Genomic DNA, 23,149 nt, shown 5'->3' with positions numbered 1-23,149 from the left:
TGTTCAGAAGGTCAAAAATACAAATTTATCGTGAATAAAGCTGGTTTCCGTAATTCTATTTTGTTAATTCTTCTTTAAATCGTTCTTTTGCCTTACTTTTGCAACCGGAAGAGCTATAATTCATAACTTATAACTCATAACTCGTATCAATGGCACAATTTACTGAAGAAGAAAAGATGTTGCGCCGCATAGACAAGCGGTTTAGCAAAGGTGTGGTGGAATATGGGCTGATAGAGGACGGCGATAAGATTCTTATCGGGCTTTCGGGAGGCAAGGACTCTTTGGCGCTGGTGGAATTGTTGGCACGGCGTGCCCGTGTCTATAAACCCTGTTTTTCCGTTGTCGCCGTACATGTAGTGATGAAGAATATACCTTATCAAAGCGATGTGGACTATCTGAGGGAGTACGTAGAGTCGTGGGGAGTGCCTTTTGTTCTCTTTGAAACGGAGTTTGATGCCACGACCGATACCCGCAAGTCTCCTTGTTTTCTTTGCTCTTGGAATAGGCGGAAGGCATTGTTTACCGTAGCCAAGGAGCAGGGATGCAATAAAATCGCGTTAGGCCATCACATGGATGATATTCTGGAGACCTTGCTGATGAATATCACCTATCAGGGAGCGTTCAGCTCTATGCCCCCCCGGCTGGTAATGAAGAAGTTTGATATGACGATTATCCGTCCGATGTGTCTGGTACATGAGGCGGATTTGATGGAGTTGGCGCAAGTGAGGGGGTATCGTAAGCAGGTGAAGAATTGTCCGTATGAGTCACAATCCAGTCGTAGTGCAATGAAAGGCATTCTGAAACAGTTGGAGGAAATGAATCCTGAGGCACGCTATAGTCTATGGGGGAGTATGACGAATGTGCAAGAGGAATTGCTGCCTGCAATCATTAATCATTAATCACTAATCATTAATCACTATATGAAAGCATTTTATACCATTTTGCTATTGATTGTATCTAATATTTTCATGACGTTTGCCTGGTATGGGCATCTGAAGCTACAAGAGACAAAAGTCATCTCCAACTGGCCGTTGTATGCCGTGGTGCTGTTTTCCTGGGTAATAGCTTTGGCAGAGTATTCTTGCCAGGTTCCGGCCAATCGGATAGGCTTTTTAGGCAATGGAGGCCCGTTCTCATTGATGCAACTCAAAGTGATTCAGGAAGTAATCACTTTGATTATCTTTACGGTGTTCACAACGGTTCTTTTCAAGGGGGAAACGCTGCATTGGAATCATTTTGCCGCTTTTGTATGTCTGGTACTGGCGGTATATTTTGTATTTTATAAATGATGGGTTAATCGCATTTGCACATTATTTCATATACTTCTCCATTCCTTTTGTTAAGAACGTTTGAAGCTTTCCTTCTTCATCCGTATAAATGAAACAGGCGTCGATATCCGGATGTGCATCCGCCACGCGTTCTGCTTCTTCCAGCCCCATCACCATGAATGCCGTGGCATAGGCGTCTGCACTCATGCAATCTTTGGCAATGACGGTGGCTGACAAGATGCTGTGCTGTACCGGATAGCCGGTACGCGGGTCGATGGTATGCGCATATTTCTTTCCGTCTTTATAGTAGTAGTTGCGATAATTGCCCGATGTAGCCATGCCTAAATCCGTGACTTGCAGCACTGCTTGCAGTTCCTGGTTCACTGCCAGTGAGTCGTCTATCGGCTTGTTCAAACCGATGCGCCAAGGTCCATTTTGAGGGTTTTGCCCGTGAACAACCACTTCTCCGCCTATATCGACCATAAAGTTGCGGATACCCTTCTTCTTCAGAAGTTGGGCTATGACATCTACTGCATATCCTTTTGCCACAGCGCTGCACGAGAGCATTATACGCGAGTCTGTTTTCACCACTTTCCCTTCATCGGACAATTTTACTTTTTCGTATCCTGTCATCTCCAGCAGGCTGTCTATCATGGCAGAGTCGGGGAAGTTACCCTTCTTGAACCCAAATCCCCAGGCATTGGCAAGAGGGGCAACGGTGATATCGAAGGCACCATCGGTCTCCCGGGAGATTTCCATGCTACGTCGGAAGACGTTGGTAAAGAATGTGTCGGGCACAATGTCCTCGTTGCGGTTGATGCGCGTAATGGTCGCCGTGTCATTGAAAGGGGACAAGGAACCGTCGAAACGTTTGAGTTCCGCTTCTATCTCCGCCTTCAGATTTTGGTCACATTGATAAGTCACTTTATATACCGTACCGAATATCAGTCCGTTATCCGTCTGATAAGGAGTGACTTGGTTGTGGCGGGCAAGTATCCAGATGGTTCCCAGTACCAGTAGGGCAATCCATAAAAAATTCCGTTGTACTTTCTTTTCCATATCCTATCTGAGTTTTTACTTTTTAATTAAAAGAAGAGATGCTCTACCAATATCTTGGTACCGATGATGACGAGGATAATCCCTCCCCAAAGTTCGGCGCGCAGTCTGCGGGCTATGCCACATCCGAAACGGATGCCGAACATCAGGCCGACCATCGACAAGGCGAATGATACAAAACCGATAATGCCGATGGGGGAAAGAATAGCCGAGAATTGCTTGATACCGAGGAATGCAAACGAAACACCTACCGCCAATGCATCGATGCTGGTTGCCACGGCCAGAGCGAGCACCACCTTCAGGCTGGTAGGGTCATACTCGTGCTTGCAATCTTCGTCCTTGAAGGATTCCATTATCATGCGTCCGCCCAGGAAGGCAAGGATACCGAATGCAATCCAATGGTCAATACTTTCTATCAGGTGGCTGAAAAAACTGGCGCCTATCCATCCCAGCAGAGGCATCAAAGCCTGGAAAAAGCCGAAGCTGATGGCCATCACCAGCATAGGGCGCAGCCGGGCGCGTTTCAATATAATTCCGCTGGCTATAGAAACGGCGAAACAATCCATCGCAAGTCCTACAGCCAGTAGCCAAATCTCTAACCCTGTCATAAGTCGCTTAAAGAGGTAGTTTATAAGTTATCGTATAGGTTACTCCCATCGTGTTGGAGCCATATTTCCCGAAACCGGGCACATACCACGGGTCACCGTATTCATTGGCCGAGGCAGACAATTTGAACTTGAAGCGTAGTGACCAGCCCATGTACAATGCCTTCCAGACGTGCGCCCGGATACCGACACAAAATTCCGCCCATTGCATGGAGCCTTTCATTCCTTTATGGTTATAGGGCAGGCTGCCTCCCCATATCTCGTCGTCCAGATTCGGATTGCCTACGATGCCACCGTATATCGGGTCGTCCAGTCCCAAGGCGTCTACATCATACTTGAAGCTGCTTACACCGTAACGCAAGCCTACGAGTAGCATGTGTCCGTGCTGCTTCTTGTATAGCGTGTTATAGTCCATTCCTATGCGGAAGTAGGGGGCGTTGCTTTTGTAGTGTATGCCTTTGTCACTCCAGGTGTCCGTGGAGCCATATCCCAGTTCGGCAATAGGGAAGAAGCGGTTCTTGAGGTTTACATCCACGGCCACTTCGGAACTCAGGAAATCTCCTCCAAATACGGAGCTTCCGATTCCCCACAAGTCCAAGCCGACGGACATGCCGTTGTATAACGGATAGTGCACTTCTTCTTTCGCGTCCTTCTTCTCCTTCTTGGGAGGTGCTCCCTGGGGGGGAGCGGTAGGATTCCCGTTCTGCGCCCGTAGGGGGAGGAACATCAGCAGGCAGAGTGCCAGACTAATAGAATAACTTAAGATTTTCCTTTCCATAGATGCCTGCTTCATTGTCTTTGATGTATATCGAGTCCAGAGAGATGCGGGTGCACGTTACGTCTGTGATGGCCTGCTTCATCTGATAGCCGCAATCCATCGATAGAAAATAGGGGGTGTTGGTGTGGCGTATCACCATCGTGTCACTCTTGGTCCGGCTATACTTGAATATCAGCTTGGTGGAATCCTCCGTATAGCGCAGTGGCAGGGAGATGTCGTGTACCTTCTTCTGGTTGTTGATGATGATGGAGTCGGTGCCGTATGCTGTCACGGTGAGCGAGTCGAGCGTGTCGTTCTCCACATATTGGGTTTCGGGGTCTACTCTATAAAGAATGCAATTCACCATGGGGCGTGCCGTCATGGAGCAATCTGCCTCCTCCGAGCAGGAGATAGCTATGCTTATTATCGGGCAAAGGATAGCTCCGAGTATGACAAGTCTGACTAATTTTTTCATCGTTAAATGGTTTTCTCTATTTGATATTTGTTTCGTTCCGGGGCATTACGTGAAATCAGCTCTCCGAGGAATCCTGCCACGAATAGTTGTGTGCCGATAATCATGGAGGTCAACGAGAGGTAGAAGTAGGGAGAGTCCGTTACAAGACGGTAGGGCATGCCATGGTGCATGTAGTACAACTTGCTGACACCCACTATGACCACGGCTATGAAGCCGAAGATGAACATCAATGAACCCAGCAATCCGAAAAAATGCATGGGCTTGATGCCGAACCGGGAAAGGAACCAAAGGGAAAGCAAGTCCAGATACCCGTTTACAAATCGGTTCAGCCCGAACTTGGTCTTTCCGTATTTGCGTGCCTGGTGGTGCACCACTTTCTCGCCGATTTTCTTGAAGCCGGCGTTCTTGGCCAGGTAGGGGATGTAGCGGTGCATTTCGCCGTATACCTCTATATTCTTGACAACCTCTTTGCGATATGCCTTCAGTCCGCAATTAAAGTCGTGCAGGTTTTTGATGCCCGATACTTTGCGGGCGGTGGCATTGAACAATTTGGTGGGGAGGGTCTTCGACAACGGGTCGTAACGTTTCTGCTTCCAGCCCGATACGAGGTCGTAGCCCTCCTGGGTAATCATGCGGTAGAGTTCGGGTATTTCGTCGGGACTGTCCTGCAGGTCGGCGTCCATGGTTATCACGACGTCGCCTTGTGCTTGTTCGAAACCACAGAACAATGCCGGCGACTTCCCGTAGTTGCGGCGGAACTTAATGCCCCGTACCTTGTCCGGAGCTTGTGCCTGCAATTGCTCGATAACCTGCCACGAACGGTCGGTACTTCCGTCGTTAACGAAAATCACTTCGTATGAAAAGCCGTTGGCATTCATCACCCGCTCAATCCATGCGAACAATTCGGGGAGTGATTCTTCTTCATTATATAGTGGTACGACAACTGAAATATCCATTGATGTATGATTTTTCTATTTACAATTGAAATAACATTTCTTTTTACTGTTCCGTCACTTTGCCGGAGCGTTGTCTTTCTTGCGTCTCATCACGAACAAGGCGGTGGGGAAAGCCAGTATCGAACCCCAAAACACATTGGACGATATCATCTGTAGCGTAATGTCGATAGGACTGAGCAGTCGGGCTGTCTCCAGAGCTTCCTGATAGGTGGCGATGTACGAATCCATTCCCGGCATGTTGCTTTGGGCAAGCGTGTCTACCATCGTTTCGCACGTGTTTATCACATATCCGTGGTCTATGAACCTGAAGTAGATGTAGTGTGCCACGGCGGCAAGCAGCGCAGCAAACATATACATGAAAACGGTGAATATCCATGCATGCAGGAAGCTGATGCCGCCTCCGCATACCTGATTACGATACATCCGTGCATAATAATATCCCATAAAAGGTACGCATAGCGTGAGTCCCATGAAAAGGAAAAGTAAAAAAGGAACCGACAGCCCCACAGGAAAGAGTATGAACTTCAATATCCAGAAACCTCCCATATAGGTACCGAACAGCATTGCGTATCGTTGCATGTAACCTCTATTTTCTGCCATCTTTCTTAGAAATAATATGCAAAGGTACAAATATAGTTGGATTCAAGGGCAAGCCGATGTGTAGATTTTAAATAAATTAGAGGATTCTTTGCGGGGCAAAAAGAAAAAAGCAGGTAACACTTTCGTATCATCTGCTTTTCTTTCGAGCCTCTTGTCGGATTCGAACCAACGACCCCGAGATTACAAATCACGTGCTCTGGCCAACTGAGCTAAAGAGGCGGGTGGGTAAGCTTGCTATATCGCGCCGCTACAACCAACTACCTTTGCTGCGATCAAGCCCTGGAGGATTCGAAGGGAGCTGGCCGTATAGGACTTACCCGTTTTCGTTTTGCGGTTGCAAAGGTAGGCATTATTTTGAAATCTGCAATAGCTTGCGGCGATTTTTTTATTTGTTTTTTTAGATTCTCTATTCTATCCCTCTTCACGGCTCCTTATACAGATACTTTGGAGGGGAGGTACGGATTCTTTCCGGCATTACGATGGACAAATATTCCTTTTACTAAAAAGTATTCGTCCGATATGTGTAACCTTATCGTCCGACAGTTGTTGAATTATCGTCCGACAGCTGTCGGACGATAATTCAACAACTGTCGGACGAATACTTCTTAGTATACCGGAATCTAAAGTATAGTAATGCAAAAGATTGCCATTCGAGAAGAAAATAATAATCGGGGACGAAAAAACTGATAGGCTATTGTGCGCTACCTTGAAAATAAGCATTATTTTTGTGCAACTAACTATATAGTCATTATACGCATGAACAAACACATATTGTCATTCTACCTTTTTTTCTGCCTTTTTCTTTTTCTCCCTTTGGTCGAAGCAATTGCCGGCTGGAATAGCTTTATCGTCAATTTTGATAAAAGTGTTTATGGCAAGGGGACCCAGACTTGGCAGATAGCACCCTATGATGACAAGTGGGTATATTTCGCCAACAAGAACGGTATGGTGCAATTTGATGGCAATGTCTGGAACGTGTTTCCATTGAACAATGCTTCCGATGTGCGTTCCGTTCTGGCTTCTGCCACCCAAAAAAGAATTTATGTGGGGGGCATCAATGAGTTCGGCTATTATGAACCGGATGCGGACGGTTCTTTGGCCTATCATTGCATGTCCGATACTTTGGAGAGTTCCGTTCGTTTTCTTGGAAACGTGTGGGGCATCCATGAGACTGACAATATCTTGTATTTCCAAGGGGACGGGTGCGTGGTGAAGTACCTGAACGGAAAATATACCGCCATTGAAATGAATGCCAAGATAGACTGTTCCAATATGGTCAATGGTATTCTTTATATCGGTACGGACAGGGGCGTATGGCTTTTGGTTGGAAACACTTTTTTTCCTCTTCAGGGTGCTGATGCGTTGGCTTCCAAACGTATTCGTGGCATTATACCTTATAAGAAAGGTGTTCTGGTGGTGACTGCATACAACGGACTTTACTATTGTGACGGGCGTACGATGGAACCGTTTATCACCGGTGCCGAAGAGTTTATGCGTGAGAATGAAGTCTTTTGCGTGGCCAAAAAGGATGATAAGATTGCCTTGGGAACCATTCATAAAGGATTGGTACTGGTGGATTGCAGCACCATGCAACTGAAATATTTCAATGAGAACAACGGCTTGCGTAACAATACGGTGCTTTCTGTCTCCTTCGATACGACCGGAAACCTCTGGGCCGGTCTGGATAGCGGCATTGACTACGTCTGTCTGAGTTCTCCTTTTACGAATCTCTATTCCTATCCTTATTCTTACGGCACGGGATATACGGCGGCGGTAGAAGGCGGCTATCTTTATTTAGGCACCAATCGGGGGCTGTATTACACTTCTTATCCGGTACAGATGAACGGCGATTTGCCGGATATCCGTCCGATGCCCCAATCTAGCGGACAGGTCTGGAACCTTTGCCGTATAGGTGATGAACTCTTCTGTCTGCACGACCGTGGTATTTTCCTTATCAATGGGACTTCCGTAAAACGTGTGACGGACATTACCGGCGTCTGGTGTTGCCAGCTTGTGGCAGGACGTACGGACCTTATGTATGTCGGGGTATATAACGGTATTTATTTGGTTGGGAAAAAGAATGGAGAATGGCAGGTGGTTGGCAAGATTGAGGGTGTGAACGATTCTTGCCGTCTTTTTGAGCAGGAAAGTGATAAGGTGATTTGGGTGTATAATACAGACCACGTTACCCGTGTGGATTTGGATAATGATTTGACAAAAGCTGTCCGTATAAAGGAATATAGCGCGAAGGATGGTTTCCCGGTAGGACGTGATATGTATATAGCGAAGATAGAAGACCGGGTGTATTTTGCCACTCCCCGGGGAATCTATAAGCATAATCCTCATAAAGATGTCATGGAGCCTTGTCCGGATATGAACAACCTTTTGAATGGCACCACGGCCTATTCGCATATCTTGGAGTATCACGATAAGTTGATAAGTTTGAGCCCTCACGAAATCTGTATTGCCAATCTGGGTACCTATAAGCGGGGGGCGAATACAAGCATTAATCCCATCCAGCAATCGCTGATTGAACTGGTACCCGGTTTTGAAACGATTATTCCTCTTTCAGATTCGCTGATGGTGGTTCCTAATGAAGGAGGTTTCGCTTTGTTCAGTATCCCGGCCGTAAGGGAGCGTCAGGATCGTAGCCATTCCTTATATATAAGGAACATGTATCTGTCTTATCCCAAGGATTCATTGGTATATACCGCAAACTTTTTAGGAGAGAAGCCGGTTCCGGTGATAGCTTATTCCATGAATTCCGTTCGTTTTGACTATGCCCTTTCTTTCTTTGCGGTAGGAGATGATGTCCGTTTTCAATATCGTCTGAATAAGGGGAGCTGGTCCGATTTTACAACGGTACGCACCAAAGAGTATAGTAATCTGTCGGAAGGTGAATATACGTTTGAAGTTAAGGCGGTCTTTCCTGACGGTACGACATCATCGGATACAATTGCTTTCCGTATACTTCCGCCGTGGTATCGTAGTGCTGCTGCATACGTTTGTTATATCATCTTGGCTTTGCTTGCCTTATGGTATGTCTATCGTTGGGATGATGTCCGTGTGAAACGGAAGAAACAGCAGGCGGTAATCGAGAAAGATAAAGAGTTGCACGATATGGAAAGGGAGTACGAAGAGGAGAAAGCCCGTCAGGAAAAGCAGATTATGCAGCTGGAGAAAGAAAAATTGGAATACGATTTGCAACATAAGAGTCAGGAAATGGCCAATCTGATGATAAACTTTGTCCGTAAGAATGAAATGCTGACTGAAATCAAGTCAGAGATACTTAAAGTATCCGCCTTGCTGAAGGGTGAGGGGGCTCGGGAAGGAAAACAGCAACTCATACTTATTAATAATAAAATAGACGGTAATATACAGAGTGATGAGGTTTTGAAGCGTATTGAAGACCAGTTCGATTTGATACATAACAATTTTATGAAACGTCTTCATGCCAAGCATCCTGAACTTTCCCACAACGAACGCATGATGTGCGCTTATCTAAAGATGAATCTTTCCACGAAAGAAATAGCACCTCTGCTGAACATTTCGGTTCGTGGAGTTGAAACAATCCGTTATCGTCTTCGTAAGAAGTTCGCTTTAGAGAGAGAGGATAGTTTGACGGATTATTTAAGCAATAAACTGTAGCCTTTAGATATTAACTTCCTTTAAAAGAAGGAAGAGTATGAAAGGGAGGAATGTTAAATTTCTCCCTTTTGTGTTATATAACATGTTGTGACGTAATACTTAAAAGTATATATTAATTATTGATTATTAGTAAGTTATTTGCTGATGACGTATTGATAACGTATTTGAATTTCAGATTTGACGTATTTAAGAATGATTGTTTTTTATTTGTTTTATTGCATTTTACTCTATGTTTGCACTGTTCGATTGAGAACAAAACCGAGAAACGTTAATCTTAATTTAGTAAAACTTATGAAAAAGTTATTATCAGTTTTATTTCTGTTAAGCTTTACCTTGGCTTCTGTATATGCCCAAAATATACAGGTAAAAGGTACAGTGGTAAGCGGTTCGGATAATGAACCGTTGCCTGGAGTAAATGTGGTAGTTAAAGGAACTACCAATGGTGGAATTACTGATTTGGACGGTAATTTTACATTGTCGGTTCCTGCCGACGCAACACTTTCTATTACCTATATTGGTTTTAAGTCACAAGAAGTAGCGGTAAATGGCCAGAGATCTTTAAAAATTATTCTTCAGGAAGACACTGAGACACTAGATGAAGTGGTTGTTGTGGGCTACGGCGTACAGAAGAAATCTGTTGTGACGGCTGCTATCAGCAAGGTTGGAGCTGATGAATTGAATTTGACGAAGCCTTCGCGTGTGGAAGATGCTTTAAAAGGTAAAGTTTCTGGTGTGCAGATCACACAATCATCCGGTCAGCCTAATTCTGATTCTAAGGTGCGTATTCGTGGTATTGGTACGGTTAATAATTCTGATCCGTTATATATTGTGGATGGCATGCCTGTCGGTGGTGGAATTAATTATTTGAATCCTACTGATATTGCATCCATTGAAATTTTGAAAGATGCTGCTTCTGCAGCTATCTATGGTGCCCGTGCCGCTAACGGTGTGGTTCTGGTGACCACAAAGTCTGGTAGTAAGGGAAAGACTACCGTGAGCTATGACTTCAGTTATGGCTGGCAGAATCCTTGGAAAAAGAAAGCCGTGTTGAATGCTCATGAATATATGACTATCATGAATGAAATGCAGATAAATGATGGTAATGCTCCTCGTTATTCAGCAGCGGATATTGCTAATAATATGGTAGATACAGATTGGCAGGATGAAGTTTTCAACTACGATGCTCCAGTTCAACAACATCAGCTGAGTATTAATGGTGGTAATGACAAAATGACGTATTTTCTTTCTTTGGGTTATTTCAATCAAGAAGGTATTGTTGGCGGTAATTATGGACGTTCCAATTATGAACGTTTGTCTGTTCGTAGTAACTCTACTTATAAAGTATTCGAGGTTGAAGATCGTAAATATCTGAATGCAGTTACGGTAGGTGTAAACCTTGGTTATACTCGTGACCATTCAACCAGTGTTGAAGCTAACTCTGAGTATGGTTCTATTTTAGGTAGTGCTATTGCATTTTCTCCATTAGTTCCGGTTTATGCTTCTGAGGAAGAAGGAGAGTCAATCCTTGCTAGCTATCCCAATGCTATTGTGAAAGATGGTAAAGTGCTTTCTTTGCCGCCTTCAGGTTTCCAAGAATTGACCAATCCGGTTGCACAATTAAATAGACCGACATTGGGACGTAATAATTCAGATAAAATAGTGGGTACATTTTATGCTGAGCTGAATATTCTCCCCGGCTTAAAATTCCGTTCTAGTTATGGTGTGGATTTGGCTTTCTGGGGGTATGACGGTTATGGCTATCCCGATTATCTGGGTACAATGACCCATACAGATGCTAGCTGGGTTCAAAGTGAGATGAACCGTGGTATGCGTTGGCAGACAGAAAATTATTTCTCTTATAATCAGACTTTCGCTGAAAAGCATAATGTTTCTGTTGTATTGGGACAATCTGCTGCTCGCTATCGTTCACGTAATATTGGTGGTAAAGATTTTGATTTGTTTGATTTGAATCCTATTCATGCTAATATCGGATCTGCTACAGCTGCTGAAACAGAATCTATTTTATGGGGTGGAATAGGTGATGCAACTCATACTTCTATTGCCTCTTATTTCGGACGTATAGATTATAACTTTGCTGAACGTTATATGTTACAGGTGACAGTTCGTCGTGATGGTTCTTCACATTTCGGTGCCAACAATAAGTGGGGTGTATTTCCGTCCTTCTCATTAGGTTGGAATGTTTGGAATGAACCTTATTTGGCAAAAATGAAACCTGAGTGGTTTGATGTTTTGAAATTCCGTTTTTCATGGGGGCAGAATGGTAATGAGTCTATCGGTGATTTCCGTTATCGTGCCTTGATGAGTGGTGGCCAAAACTATTATTTTGGTGGAAGTTATAAACCTAATATGAATGATTTTACGAAACCTGGTGAAAATGGTGGCGCGATGATATATGGTACTTCTCCGGCTGCTGCTGCTAATCCTGATATCAAATGGGAAACCTCCACACAAACAGACTTTGGTATAGACATGCGTTTCCTCAATCAGCGTTTGAGTTTTGGATTTGACTATTACTATAAAAAGACAACGGATATGTTAGCAGAAATGCCGGTTCCTACTTATATTGGTCAAAGCAAACCTTGGGGTAATTTAGGCTCTATGGAGAACTGGGGTATTGAAATGGAACTCGGCTGGAAGGATAATATCAAAGATTTCTCTTATTGGGTTAATACTAACTGGTCTTATTCGAGAAACAAACTGTTGGATTTGGGTAATGCTTCTGGTGAACAGAATTACGAGAGTGCAGGTGCTTCTGGTGTAGGTGATTATGTACATGCCAAGAACGGAGAGGTATGGCCTTATTTTTACGGTCGTAAGACAGATGGTATTTTCCAGAATTGGGATGAAGTGAACAGTTATGTGAATAAAGATGGCGAGCTCTTGCAACCTAATGCACGACCAGGTGATGTTCGTTTCGTGGATGTTACTAGTGATGGTGTTATCAATGACCAAGACCGTACTAAAATTGGTAAAGGTATGCCTGATTGGACCTTCGGTTTCTCGCTTGGTGCAGAGTGGAAAGGCTTCGATTTGAGTCTTTCTTTCCAAGGGACTTTGGGTAATGATGTATTTGATTTTGCGCAACGTGGTGATGTTCCAGCTATGAACCGTCCTTCTTGGATTATGGACCGTTGGCATGGGGAGGGTACTTCGAATCGTATTCCTCGGATGACTTCTGCCAATCCTAATGGAAACTGGACTTCTTCTGACCTTTATATTCACGACGGTTCTTATCTCCGTTTGAAGAATGCTCAGATTGGTTATACGCTTCCTGCAACTCTTACTCGCAAAGCTTCTATTCAGCGCTTGCGTCTTTATGTGGGAGCTGAGAACTTGATTACCATTACTGGTTATGAAGGATTTGATCCTGAACTGGCATCTGGTGGTTATACCACGTTGGGTGTAGACAAGGGTATCTATCCACAATCTCGTACAATTACAGTAGGAGCTAACATCACATTCTAAACATTAAAATTAATCAGATTATGAACAAATTTAAATTCTATATAGTAGCGGCAGTTTTGGCATCAGGCATGACCTTGACCTCTTGCGGCGATAGTTTCTTAAATCCTGATCCGGCGTCAAAGGGTGCTGCTGGAGCAGCAGGTGACCCGATGAATATTAACTCTGGTCTAGCAGCAGCTTATCAAATTCTCTTGTTGGATTCATACGCAGGCGGTTCTTATGAATCATCTGTTTATATTGGTGACATTCAAAGCGATGATCTTTGGAAAGGTGGTGGTGATGCTCAAGATGGTATGTCAGGTATGAACTTGAATGTGTCGATGTTTACTACTACGGGTAATAGCACATTGCATGGTACTTGGAATATTTATACTTCTGGCATTACTCGAGTAAATAGTGCTTTGGGACTTTGTGAGACTGCTACGACAAACAACCCTGCAGAGTTGAAACTTATTTCACAGTACCGTGGTGAAGGATTTTTCCTGCGTGCCTATTATCTCTATATGTTGTGGAGAAGTTTTGGCTCTGTGCCTTTCCAGGAAACATTGTATGAACCTCCCTATGTTGGTCCGCAACTGAGTCCGGATGAGGTATATGCTCAAATTATCAAGGATGTGGACGCTTCTATCGCTAGCTTTAAAGAAGCTGGAGTGAAGTATTCTACAAATGGTGGAGCGAATAGCGGACGTGCTAGTCTTGCTGCTGCCTTGATGTTGAAAGCTCGTGTTGTCATGTATCAGAAAGATAATGCTAAATATGCGGAAGCAGCCAGTGGATTGGCTGAGATTATTGCCAGTGGTGAGTTTGAATTGACTTCTAAGTATGCTGATATTTGGGTAGATGAAGGCGAATTCAACAAAGAATCTATTTTTGAAGCCAATCACATTGGTGAAGGTAAGGACTGGGGAAATCAGTGGGCTACTGGTGGTACCAATCTTCCGGCTTACATTTCACCAAGTACTTTGAGTGATCCTACTAATACTTACGAAGACGGATGGGGATTTGGACCGGTGCGTGAAGAAACCTATGAAATGTTTGCTGCTGGTGATACTCGTCGCGAGGCCTCTATCCGTGATTATCGTGGTAAAGGTACTGGTGGTAATGTGGGTGACAAAGTGGAAATTGCGTCAGGAGGTTCTTATGTTATTCGTTTTCAGGATACGGGATTCTGGTTGGCAAAATATGCGGCTCGCAAGGGTTATCATAAACCGACGGGTACTATAGCTTTAAATTATTGTAATAATTTGCGTATTTTCCGTTATGCCGAGACTTTATTGGCATATGCTGAACTTGTAGGAGTGGAAGGTGTGGCTGAACAGAAAGGTATTTCTGCACAGCAATGCTTAGATATGGTTCGTGACCGCGCGTTTGGTGATACTAACCACCGTGTTGCAGTGAACAAACAGAATATTATCAATGAGAATCATTATGAATTTGTTGGTGAAGGACACCGTTATTATGATGTAGTTCGTTGGGGTATCACAGAGGTGTTGAACGTAGGCAATGTACCGGGAATAAATAGTGCGCGTACTTGGAAATCTCACAATAAATACGTAGCTATTCCGCAAGGTGATATTGATGCTACTAAGGGAACTGAATTTGAATTGAAACAGAATGAAGGTTATTAATCATCTATCAATAAAGGAATCATTATGAAAAAGAATCTATTATATGGCTTTTTTGCATTGAGCATGGCTATTATGGGGATATCGTCTTGTGCCCCAATGGACAGTGATGACCATAGTTTGGGAGGCTCTGTCGTTTCTCAAGATGCTTTGTCGCTGACAGTTAGTGAAGGAGCGGATAATACTTATACTATTACTAACTCTTCACAAGACTTGGATGATATTCGTTATTTTATCAGTACTGATGGTAAGAAATTAGAAGAGTTTGCCGTTGGCGCTTCCATCACTTGCCAATTTAAGAAGAAAGGTAGTTATCCGGTTTATTTGTATGCATTTTCTGCTTGCGATCAAAAGGTACTTTCTCATAATATCGAAGTAACTGAAAATTGGGTAGATCCTAATGCTCCTACAGATGATCCGACTGAATGGCTTGGTTTTACGGCAGGAACAAATCTCTTTGAGGGTACGTCAGCAACGCTTCGTTTTTGGTTTGCAGATGGCAGTTGGACTCAGATAGCAGATCCGGACAATGAAGGAGATGTGGCAACGGGCATTACTTTTACAATGAATGGCTGTGGTTCTGAGAGATGGCAGGCGCAGATGCAGGTTGAAAATACGGGTATCGTACTGTCGGCAGGTAAGACTTACGACTTCTCTGTTGTGATTAATTCGAGTGTGGATGGCGTTGGTGCGACGGTCAAGCCACAGAAAGAAGGTGATGATGGTACGTTCTTTACCGAAAATATATTCCCGTTACATAAGGGAAATAATGTAATAGCTTTAACTGGCTGTGTCGGATTTGATGGAAATCTCAAAGTGGCTTTTGACTTTGCGGGTGCACCAGAAGGTACAGTATTTACTGTTAAGAACTTTTTTATAACAGAGCATAATGATGCAAATGTCATTCCGTTGGATTATAATTCAGCTGATAATATCTGGAAAGCCATAGACGATACTCAAGCTTTTGAAATGTCTTTCTGGTGGGCAGATGCAGGCTGGGCTCAGATTGGTGATCCTGGATTCGAGGCTAATGGTCGTATATATACTATTACGTCTAACTCTGCTACTGCTGCAGAGTGGCAGGCACAGAATGTGTTTAATACAACATCACTTGGTTTTTCAGCTGATGATGTGTTTGATTTCTCTTGTGTGGTAATGGCAACTGCAGATAGCCGTGTGACAGTGAAACTTTGTCAAATAGATGACGATGATAATCAGGCCTTTTATAAGAATGATGTTCAATTGAAGGCTGGAAAATTGCAGGTTATTAAGTTTGCAGATTGTAAGTTTGCTAAAGGTGCTGCGTCTCCTGTAAAATTGATTTATGATTTTGGTGGTTGTGAAGCTGGTGTTGATTTCGTAATTGCTAATATCACTATAATTAAGAAGTAATTAACTGTATACGAAAGCTACTTCTTTCTGGCATGAACTTACCGGAGAGAAGTGGCTTTTGTCTAAAATACATATAATGAAAAATATGTCTCTATTTTCTCTTTTATGTATGGCTGGCTTGTTACTGGCCTGTGGTGGTGGAGATGAAGGTTCAATACCTTCTGGAACACCGGATATACCCGAAACTCCGAATGAAGTGAAGCTGTCTGTATTACCGTCAGTCTTGGATGCTATGGCTTTAGAAGACACTTATGAGATAAAGGTAACAACGACAAGCGAGGGATGGACTGCTCATTCTACAGATGGATGGATAAGCCTTACTCTGGAAAATGGGGAAAGCAAGGAAGGAGTAATTAAAGTAACCGTAAAGGAGAACAAGGATGCCGAGCGGTATGGAAGGATAACTGTGACTTCCGGCACCCAAAGTGAATATGTGCAGGTAAAGCAGAAAGGTGGAATCAGATTTTCTGTACAAGAGGTACTTTGTACTTCAGGAGCAGGTAATGCTGAGGTGACGGTGTATGACAGTGATGATTGGACTGTCCAATCTGATGCGGATTGGGTGACTGTGAGTCGCGATAAAGCACGCGTGATTGTTGCTTATACCGCCAATACTAGTTTGACAAGCCGTACGGCTACAATGGCGGTGACAGGAGAGGGACAAAAACGAATGTTTTTTGTCATTCAAGAGGGTGCTGGAATTACTGCCATACCAGAACGTGAAGGATATGAATTAGTTTGGCATGATGAGTTTACTGAAGGTACAGAGCTCAATGCCACTCATTGGAGACATGAAGTGCAGAATGCAGGTTGGGTAAACAATGAACTCCAAAATTATGTGGATGGAGTAGTCAATGGCAAGCGGGTGACAGAATTGTCAGATGGGAAGTTACGTATTCATTGTTTTAAAGGAGATGATGGAAAGATATATTCCGGTCGTGTCTATGCCCATGAATCGGAGGGCTGGCAGTATGGATACATTGAAGCTCGCATGATGTTGCCTAAGGGTAAGGGGACTTGGCCGGCATTTTGGATGATGCCTTGTAATGTAGATTGGAATAAGGAGGGATGGCCAAAATGTGGCGAAATAGATATTATGGAAGAAGTAGGTGTGGTACCTAATGAAGTGTCTTCCAGTCTTCATGCTGAAGGACATAATCATACTAACGGCACACAAGTGACTCATGCTATGACGATTGAGAAAGCTGAAGGAGAATTCCATACTTACGCCATAGAATGGACTGCACAAAATATTACCACTTATGTGGATGGTAAAGTTCAACTCACTTATGATAATGATAATAAAGGGGTGGTCAATTGGCCATATGATAAACCATATTATATTATTTTTAACCTTGCCTGGGGAGGTAGCTGGGGTGGTATGCAGGGAGTTGATGAGTCTGCACTACCTGTTACATGTGTTATAGATTATATACGTGTGTTTCAGAAAAAGTAGTCATTAAAATTTAGGAGAATGGAAAAAATATTTAATAAGGTTTGTTGTTTGTTCTCTCTTTTCTTTTTTGCTTGCTCTCCTTCTGTAGAGAACGGCATTAAGATAATAGGAATGGGTGATAGTTATGCGCTCTATATCGACGGAAAAGAAACCTATATTAAAGGCGTAGGCGGCACATATCGGTTGGACATTGCCGCCCAGAGTGGTGCCAATGCCTTCAGAACCTGGGGAGGTAATGTGGAGGAGATAAAGAAAAACCTGGCATTGGCTTCGGAGCACAACATGTACGTAATGCAGGGAATAGGCATGACCAAAGACTCCATACGCTATTACGATGATGAATATAAGAACAAGATGCGCGAAGAAGTCCGCTTGTTGGCAGAAACGTTCAAGAATGATACGAGTTTGCTGGCTTGGGGTATTGGCAATGAAATTGAGTTGGAAAATGCCAATATAGCTGCCGCATGGAATTTTGTGGAAGAACTGGCACAGCTGATTAAGTCGATAGACAAGCGTCATCTGGTTTCGACAGTGATTTCCTACAATCCGTCGGCATTGGACTCTGTGGCAAAGTATGCTCCATCTCTCGATTATGTGGGCATCAATGTATATGGTCCGATGGGAGAGGTACAGATGGTTGTTGACAAGTCGGACTACAAGGGTGCATTTATGATTACCGAGTGGGGACCGACCGGTTGGTGGGAAACAGCTTCTACCGAGTGGAAAGCACCCATAGAGCAGACCAGTGAAGAAAAACGGCAGGTGTACGAAGAGCGTTATACGCAATATATTTCTGCCAATCCCCGTTGCTTGGGCTCTTTTGTATTCTTGTGGGGACAAAAAGAAGAACGTACGCCTACCTGGTTCAGTATGTTTGTAGAAGACACGGTGGATATGCTGCCTCTGAAAGGAGAAAAGACTCCTATGGTAGAGGCTATGCAAAGAGTGTGGACTGGTAAGGAACTGGATGAAACGGCTCCGGTAATTCTGGGTATGATGACTGTCAATGGGAAGAGTGCTATTGATAATGTCCGCATCAAGGCAGGTGCTTCATTGAAAGCAGAGGTTGCGGCCATAGACAAGGAAAATGATTCTCTGACTTATGTTTGGGAAGTGCTTAAAGAAGCTACAGTGCTGGGCTTTGGAGGTTCTTATGAACCGCGTCCGGAAAGAGTCGGTGAGGTGGTTATGTCAGATAAAAATGTGTATGAGACTGCAATTAAAGTTCCCGGAGAATATCGTTTGTACGTATATGTACTTGATAATACGGGCTTTGTCTCAACAGCAAATATTCCATTTCAAGTAATAGATTAAAGATGAAAACAATGAAAATGCTCTCTGCTTGTTTGTTGCTGCTTCCTTTTATATCTTGTACTCAAGTGCAGGATACAAAAAATGACGCAGTCATCGAGCAGAAAATAGAAGCGCTGTTGTCCCGTATGACATTGGAAGAAAAAATTGGGCAGATGAACCAGATTTCTTCTTATGGTAACATAGAGGATATGAGCGGATTGATAAAGAAAGGTGAAGTCGGGTCTATCCTGAATGAAGTAGATCCGGTGCGTGTCAATGCCTTGCAGCGTGTGGCAATGGAGGAGTCCCGCTTGGGCATCCCCTTGCTGATGGCGCGTGATGTGATCCACGGTTTCAAGACCATATTCCCTATTCCTTTGGGACAAGCGGCATCTTTCAACCCGCAGGTGGCTAAGGATGGTGCACGGGTAGCGGCTGTGGAGGCTTCTGCCGTGGGTATCCGCTGGACATTTGCGCCGATGATAGATGTGGCTCGCGATCCCCGTTGGGGGCGTATGGCCGAAGGATGTGGCGAAGATACTTATTTGACTTCAGTGATGGGTGTTGCTATGGTCGAAGGTTTCCAGGGAGATTCGCTGAACAGTCCGACTTCCATAGCCGCATGTCCTAAACATTTTGTAGGTTATGGTGCTGCCGAGGGCGGGCGTGATTATAATTCCACTTTCATTCCGGAGCGTCGTTTGAGGGATGTATACCTTCCTCCTTTTGAAGCTGTGGCCAAGGCAGGGGCAGCCACTTTCATGACTTCGTTTAATGACAATGACGGAGCACCGTCTACCGGAAACACTTTTATTTTGAAAGATGTGCTTCGTGGTGAATGGGGATTTGATGGAATAGTAGTGTCAGACTGGGCTTCGGTAGCCGAAATGATGGCACATGGCTTTGCTGCCGATTCTAAAGAGGCAGCAATGAAGGCGGTGAATGCTGGTGTGGATATGGAGATGGTCAGCTATACGTTTGTCAAGGAATTGCCGGAATTGATAAAAGAAGGTAAGGTCAAGAAGTCTGCTATAGACGATGCCGTGCGGAATATTCTGCGTATCAAATTCCGGTTGGGACTGTTTGATAATCCTTATGTGGATGAGAAACGGATAGAGGAACTTTATGCTCCTTCTCATCTGGAGGCTGCCAAGCAAGCTGCTGTGGAATCGGCCATCTTGTTGAAGAACGAAAAGGAGACATTGCCTTTGCAATCTTCGGTAAAGGCGGTTGCTGTGGTAGGTCCGATGGCAAATGCACCTTATGACCAATTGGGTACCTGGGTATTTGATGGTGACAAGACAAAAACCGTGACACCGTTGAAGGCTATCAAGGAACTGGTGGGGGACAAAGTGCAGGTGATATACGAGCCGGGTCTGACTTATAGCCGTGACAAGAATATGGCAGGTGTTGCCAAAGCCGCTGCTGCCGCTGCACGTGCTGATGTTATTTTGGCGTTTGTAGGCGAAGAGGCTATTCTTTCAGGAGAGGCGCATTGCCTGGCCGACCTGAACCTGCAAGGTGCGCAAAGCGAACTGATTGCCGCTTTGGCGAAAACAGGAAAACCGGTGGTTACTGTCGTAATGGCAGGGCGTCCGTTGACCATAGGAAAGGAAGTCGAACTCTCGTCAGCTGTACTTTATTCGTTCCATCCCGGAACCATGGGAGGACCGGCATTGGTCGACTTGCTGTGGGGTAAGGCTGTGCCAAGTGGCAAGACTCCGGTGACTTTCCCGAAGATGGTAGGACAGATACCGGTTTATTATGCTCATAACAGTTCCGGACGTCCGGCTACGCGGAATGAGGTTTTGCTGAATGACATTCCGTTGGAAGCGGGGCAGACTTCGTTGGGATGTACTTCTTTCTATATGGATGCAGGTTTCGATCCGCTGTATCCGTTTGGCTACGGTCTGTCGTATACGACGTTCAAATATGATAATGTGAAACTCTCGTCTGCCAATCTGAAGAAGGAAGATGTGCTGACTGTGACTTTCGATCTTGAGAATACCGGAAAGTATGAAGGTACCGAGGTAGCCCAGCTTTACGTGCAGGACAAGTTTGCTTCGGTGACCCGTCCGGTGAAAGAGCTGAAACGCTTTGCTCGCGTCACATTGAAGCCGGGTGAGAAGAAAAATGTATCGTTTGAACTTCCGATAAGTGAACTTGCTTTCTGGAATATAGATATGGTGAAGACGGTGGAAGCCGGAGACTTTGCTCTTTGGGTGGCACCGGATAGCCAAAGTGGAGAAGAAGTTTTCTTTAAGGTAGTAGATTGATTGTTGATTTAAGGTTAAAAAGAGAAGGGGCGGACCGTGACGGTTCGCCCCTTCTGCTTTCTTCTTTATAAGCCCCGCCTTCCGGCAAATAACTCATCACTTATTACTTATAACTTTCTTATATCCATACACCGCATTGCTTCCCAGTTCTTCTTCGATGCGAAGCAGTTGGTTGTACTTTGCCATACGGTCTGAGCGGCTCAGCGAACCGGTCTTGATTTGTCCGCTGTTGGTAGCTACGGCTATGTCTGCGATAGTCGCATCTTCCGTTTCACCGGAACGATGGGAAGTTACGGTAGTATATCCGTGGCGGTGTGCCATTTCGATGGCATTCAGTGTTTCGGTCAGCGAACCTATCTGGTTTACTTTAATCAATATGGAGTTGGCACAGCCTTTTTCGATGCCCATTGCAAGGAAGTCCACATTGGTGACGAACAAATCGTCTCCTACCAACTGGCAACGGTTGCCGATACGGTCGGTCAGTTTTTTCCAGCCGTCCCAGTCGTTCTCGCTCATGCCGTCTTCGATAGAGTCGATGGGATACTTGTTGATTAACTCTTCCAGATAGTCAATCTGTTCGTCGGCAGTACGTTTCTTGCCTTTTTCACCTTCGAATTTGGTATAATCGTAGATGCCATCATGGTAGAACTCGGAAGAAGCGCAGTCCATGGCAATCATTACATCTTTGCCCGGTTCGTATCCGGCAGCCTTGATGGCGGCAATGATGGAGTTCAAGGCATCTTCTGTACCCTCCAGATTAGGAGCAAAACCTCCTTCATCGCCTACTGCTGTGCTGAGGCCACGGTCTTTCAGGACTTTCTTCAGTGCGTGGAACACTTCGGCACCCATACGCAAACCTTCGCGGAAGGAAGTGGCACCTACGGGGCGTATCATGAATTCCTGGAAAGCAATGGGAGCGTCACTATGCGAACCGCCGTTGATGATGTTCATCATCGGTACAGGCATCACATAGGTATTTGTACCACCGATATATCGGTAGAGTGGGATGTCAAGGTAAGCGGCGGCAGCCTTGGCTACAGCAAGAGATACGCCGAGGATGGCATTGGCACCCAGATTGGCTTTCGTTTTGGTTCCGTCCAGTGCAAGCATGGCATGGTCGATACCCATCTGGTCGAGGGCGGACATACCGATGAGCTTGGGAGCAATGATATTATTGATATTGTCCACGGCTTTCAGGACACCTTTGCCTCCGTAACGTTTTTTGTCACCGTCACGCAGTTCCAATGCTTCGTGTTCTCCCGTGGATGCTCCTGACGGGACAGATGCACGGCCTATGAAGCCGGATTCCAAGGTTACGTCTACTTCTACAGTTGGGTTACCTCTTGAATCGAGGATTTCACGTCCGATAATCTTCTCTATTTTCATATTCAGTCAATTTTAATTATAAACTATCTTACTAACAAATGAAAACAAGGAATTGTTTTTCGTTTTTAATCCTTTATTGTAATGCCTAAAAGAGCAGTCAACTCCATGGCTTGGGAAGTATTGACGATGGCTCCCCGTATGTCGGGCAGGTTGAGGCGTATACCTCCTATGTGTGAGTCGCTCAAGTCGATTCCTCTTAGAGGGGTGTGTGAAAACTCGGATTCTACCAGCTCACAGTTTTCAAAGGCGATGGAGGCAAGTTTGCAGTCGTTGACGTCGCTGTTGCGCAAGTCACAAGAGGTGAAGCGGGCTTGATTGATTTTACTCATGGAAAGATTGAGGTATCTGGCATTGCAGTCCTTCATTGTCAGATGGTTCAATATTGTTTCCGGCAGATTGGTTCCCACCAGTTTGCAGGATATGAATTCCACTCTGAACAGAGAACTTTCGGCAAATGAGATGTTGGAAAGGTCGCAATGTTCAAAACGTACATCAGTGAAATGGCAGGATTTCAGTTTGCAGGCGCTGAATTGGATATGACTGAAAGTACAGTTGGTGATGCTTTTGTAGGAATACTCCATGTGTTCCTCTGTCCGTTTACCGAAGTGAAGGTCTCTGACAGTTTCTTCCGTATTCAGCCATTCTTCCAATGATTTGGAACTTTCACTTTGTCCCTCTAAGGTAGGAGGGATGATGCGTACGGGAGGCATGACAAAAGGCTTGCTGGGTTTCATAGGGGTGTTTGGGTTATATACAGCGTCCGAAGGCGCCGCCGGCGAAGGCTGCCAGGACTCCTAATGTGATACTTAATCCTTAATTCCGCAACACTATAATTTAACTTTATTTATAAGTTCCTGAGCAACAAAAAGT

Annotated in this window: 17 protein-coding genes and 1 tRNA gene; 9 read left to right on the top strand and 9 right to left on the bottom strand. The window is 44.6% G+C overall.

Going from position 1 to position 23,149, the window contains the following annotated elements:
* Nucleotides 1-149: 149 nt before the first annotated feature.
* Nucleotides 150-899, top strand: a complete 750-nt coding sequence (locus DWY55_RS00100) for an ATP-binding protein (RefSeq protein WP_022401601.1) — start codon at nucleotides 150-152, stop codon at nucleotides 897-899.
* Nucleotides 900-920: 21 nt separating this feature from the next.
* A complete protein-coding gene (locus DWY55_RS00095) occupies nucleotides 921-1,289 on the top strand; it encodes a DMT family protein (RefSeq protein WP_005826856.1) in 369 nt (122 codons plus the stop codon).
* A gap of 21 nt (nucleotides 1,290-1,310) precedes the next feature.
* Here the strand turns inward: DWY55_RS00095 and DWY55_RS00090 are convergent, their stop codons facing one another.
* The 7 genes from DWY55_RS00090 to DWY55_RS00060 form a co-directional block, all read right to left on the bottom strand.
* Complete coding sequence (locus tag DWY55_RS00090; RefSeq protein WP_005835913.1) at nucleotides 1,311-2,327, bottom strand: FAD:protein FMN transferase; 1,017 nt, start codon at nucleotides 2,325-2,327, stop codon at nucleotides 1,311-1,313.
* 26 nt (nucleotides 2,328-2,353) lie between these two features.
* Entirely contained in the window at nucleotides 2,354-2,932 is a 579-nt protein-coding gene (locus tag DWY55_RS00085; RefSeq protein WP_005826852.1) for a manganese efflux pump MntP family protein, read from the bottom strand.
* A 7-nt stretch (nucleotides 2,933-2,939) separates the two neighbouring features.
* Nucleotides 2,940-3,707 (bottom strand): DUF6048 family protein, encoded by a 768-nt coding sequence (locus tag DWY55_RS00080; protein ID WP_022401600.1) that lies wholly within the window; start codon nucleotides 3,705-3,707, stop codon nucleotides 2,940-2,942.
* Nucleotides 3,676-4,161, bottom strand: coding sequence for a DUF6452 family protein (locus DWY55_RS00075; protein ID WP_005835917.1), 486 nt, complete (start codon nucleotides 4,159-4,161; stop codon nucleotides 3,676-3,678). Before DWY55_RS00075 ends, DWY55_RS00080 begins: the two co-directional genes overlap by 32 nt.
* A 2-nt stretch (nucleotides 4,162-4,163) precedes the next feature.
* Nucleotides 4,164-5,117, bottom strand: a complete 954-nt coding sequence (locus DWY55_RS00070) for a glycosyltransferase family 2 protein (RefSeq protein WP_016273343.1) — start codon at nucleotides 5,115-5,117, stop codon at nucleotides 4,164-4,166.
* Nucleotides 5,118-5,171: 54 nt separating this feature from the next.
* A complete protein-coding gene (locus tag DWY55_RS00065; RefSeq protein ID WP_022401599.1) occupies nucleotides 5,172-5,717 on the bottom strand; it encodes a DUF4199 domain-containing protein in 546 nt (181 codons plus the stop codon).
* A gap of 145 nt (nucleotides 5,718-5,862) precedes the next feature.
* Nucleotides 5,863-5,936, bottom strand: a tRNA-Thr gene (locus DWY55_RS00060).
* Nucleotides 5,937-6,473: 537 nt separating this feature from the next.
* On the opposite strand from DWY55_RS00060, the gene DWY55_RS00050 reads away from it, so the two are divergent.
* The 7 genes from DWY55_RS00050 (at nucleotide 6,474) to bglX (ending at nucleotide 20,893) form a co-directional block, all read left to right on the top strand.
* The gene (locus tag DWY55_RS00050; RefSeq protein ID WP_057097712.1) at nucleotides 6,474-9,365 is read left to right on the top strand and encodes a triple tyrosine motif-containing protein; all 2,892 of its coding nucleotides are present in this window, start codon (nucleotides 6,474-6,476) and stop codon (nucleotides 9,363-9,365) included.
* A gap of 291 nt (nucleotides 9,366-9,656) precedes the next feature.
* Complete coding sequence (locus DWY55_RS00045) at nucleotides 9,657-12,851, top strand: SusC/RagA family TonB-linked outer membrane protein (RefSeq protein ID WP_022402045.1); 3,195 nt, start codon at nucleotides 9,657-9,659, stop codon at nucleotides 12,849-12,851.
* A gap of 20 nt (nucleotides 12,852-12,871) precedes the next feature.
* Nucleotides 12,872-14,479, top strand: coding sequence for a RagB/SusD family nutrient uptake outer membrane protein (locus tag DWY55_RS00040; RefSeq protein ID WP_022402046.1), 1,608 nt, complete (start codon nucleotides 12,872-12,874; stop codon nucleotides 14,477-14,479).
* 24 nt (nucleotides 14,480-14,503) lie between these two features.
* The gene (locus tag DWY55_RS00035) at nucleotides 14,504-15,868 is read left to right on the top strand and encodes a hypothetical protein (RefSeq protein WP_022402047.1); all 1,365 of its coding nucleotides are present in this window, start codon (nucleotides 14,504-14,506) and stop codon (nucleotides 15,866-15,868) included.
* A 76-nt stretch (nucleotides 15,869-15,944) separates the two neighbouring features.
* Nucleotides 15,945-17,324: a family 16 glycosylhydrolase gene (locus DWY55_RS00030; protein WP_022402048.1), complete on the top strand. Its 1,380-nt coding sequence runs from the start codon at nucleotides 15,945-15,947 to the stop codon at nucleotides 17,322-17,324.
* Between the two features lie 18 nt (nucleotides 17,325-17,342).
* Nucleotides 17,343-18,638: a glycoside hydrolase family 2 TIM barrel-domain containing protein gene (locus DWY55_RS00025; protein WP_022402049.1), complete on the top strand. Its 1,296-nt coding sequence runs from the start codon at nucleotides 17,343-17,345 to the stop codon at nucleotides 18,636-18,638.
* A 2-nt stretch (nucleotides 18,639-18,640) separates the two neighbouring features.
* Nucleotides 18,641-20,893 carry a beta-glucosidase BglX gene (gene bglX, locus DWY55_RS00020; protein ID WP_057097658.1) on the top strand — a complete coding sequence of 751 codons (2,253 nt, stop codon included), beginning with the start codon at nucleotides 18,641-18,643 and terminating at the stop codon, nucleotides 20,891-20,893.
* 96 nt (nucleotides 20,894-20,989) lie between these two features.
* Here bglX and eno read toward each other — a convergent pair whose 3' ends face one another.
* Together eno and DWY55_RS00010 are read right to left on the bottom strand one after the other, a co-directional pair.
* Nucleotides 20,990-22,279, bottom strand: a complete 1,290-nt coding sequence (gene eno, locus DWY55_RS00015; RefSeq protein WP_022402052.1) for a phosphopyruvate hydratase — start codon at nucleotides 22,277-22,279, stop codon at nucleotides 20,990-20,992.
* Nucleotides 22,280-22,344: 65 nt separating this feature from the next.
* On the bottom strand, nucleotides 22,345-23,013 hold the full coding sequence (locus tag DWY55_RS00010; RefSeq protein ID WP_016273353.1) for a pentapeptide repeat-containing protein: 669 nt from the start codon (nucleotides 23,011-23,013) through the stop codon (nucleotides 22,345-22,347).
* Nucleotides 23,014-23,149 lie beyond the last annotated feature (136 nt).

Origin of the sequence: Bacteroides sp. AF25-38AC (assembly GCF_003602995.1) — a bacterium.
Taxonomy (GTDB): domain Bacteria; phylum Bacteroidota; class Bacteroidia; order Bacteroidales; family Bacteroidaceae; genus Bacteroides; species Bacteroides uniformis.
Note: the sequence above shows the minus strand (reverse complement) of the source record. Positions and strands in the feature narration are given on the sequence as shown.

Bases quoted from the DNA above. Each gene is read 5' to 3' on its own strand.
- DWY55_RS00065 (WP_022401599.1), bottom strand. From the start codon at position 5,717: ATGGCAGAAAATAGAGGTTACATGCAACGATACGCAATGCTGTTCGGT.
- DWY55_RS00095 (WP_005826856.1), top strand. From the start codon at position 921: ATGAAAGCATTTTATACCATTTTGCTATTGATTGTATCTAATATTTTC.
- DWY55_RS00090 (WP_005835913.1), bottom strand. From the start codon at position 2,327: ATGGAAAAGAAAGTACAACGGAATTTTTTATGGATTGCCCTACTGGTA.
- DWY55_RS00050 (WP_057097712.1), top strand. From the start codon at position 6,474: ATGAACAAACACATATTGTCATTCTACCTTTTTTTCTGCCTTTTTCTT.
- DWY55_RS00035 (WP_022402047.1), top strand. From the start codon at position 14,504: ATGAAAAAGAATCTATTATATGGCTTTTTTGCATTGAGCATGGCTATT.
- bglX (WP_057097658.1), top strand. From the start codon at position 18,641: ATGAAAACAATGAAAATGCTCTCTGCTTGTTTGTTGCTGCTTCCTTTT.
- DWY55_RS00075 (WP_005835917.1), bottom strand. From the start codon at position 4,161: ATGAAAAAATTAGTCAGACTTGTCATACTCGGAGCTATCCTTTGCCCG.
- DWY55_RS00040 (WP_022402046.1), top strand. From the start codon at position 12,872: ATGAACAAATTTAAATTCTATATAGTAGCGGCAGTTTTGGCATCAGGC.
- DWY55_RS00025 (WP_022402049.1), top strand. From the start codon at position 17,343: ATGGAAAAAATATTTAATAAGGTTTGTTGTTTGTTCTCTCTTTTCTTT.
- DWY55_RS00070 (WP_016273343.1), bottom strand. From the start codon at position 5,117: ATGGATATTTCAGTTGTCGTACCACTATATAATGAAGAAGAATCACTC.
- DWY55_RS00010 (WP_016273353.1), bottom strand. From the start codon at position 23,013: ATGAAACCCAGCAAGCCTTTTGTCATGCCTCCCGTACGCATCATCCCT.
- DWY55_RS00080 (WP_022401600.1), bottom strand. From the start codon at position 3,707: ATGGAAAGGAAAATCTTAAGTTATTCTATTAGTCTGGCACTCTGCCTG.
- DWY55_RS00045 (WP_022402045.1), top strand. From the start codon at position 9,657: ATGAAAAAGTTATTATCAGTTTTATTTCTGTTAAGCTTTACCTTGGCT.
- DWY55_RS00100 (WP_022401601.1), top strand. From the start codon at position 150: ATGGCACAATTTACTGAAGAAGAAAAGATGTTGCGCCGCATAGACAAG.
- DWY55_RS00030 (WP_022402048.1), top strand. From the start codon at position 15,945: ATGAAAAATATGTCTCTATTTTCTCTTTTATGTATGGCTGGCTTGTTA.
- eno (WP_022402052.1), bottom strand. From the start codon at position 22,279: ATGAAAATAGAGAAGATTATCGGACGTGAAATCCTCGATTCAAGAGGT.
- DWY55_RS00085 (WP_005826852.1), bottom strand. From the start codon at position 2,932: ATGACAGGGTTAGAGATTTGGCTACTGGCTGTAGGACTTGCGATGGAT.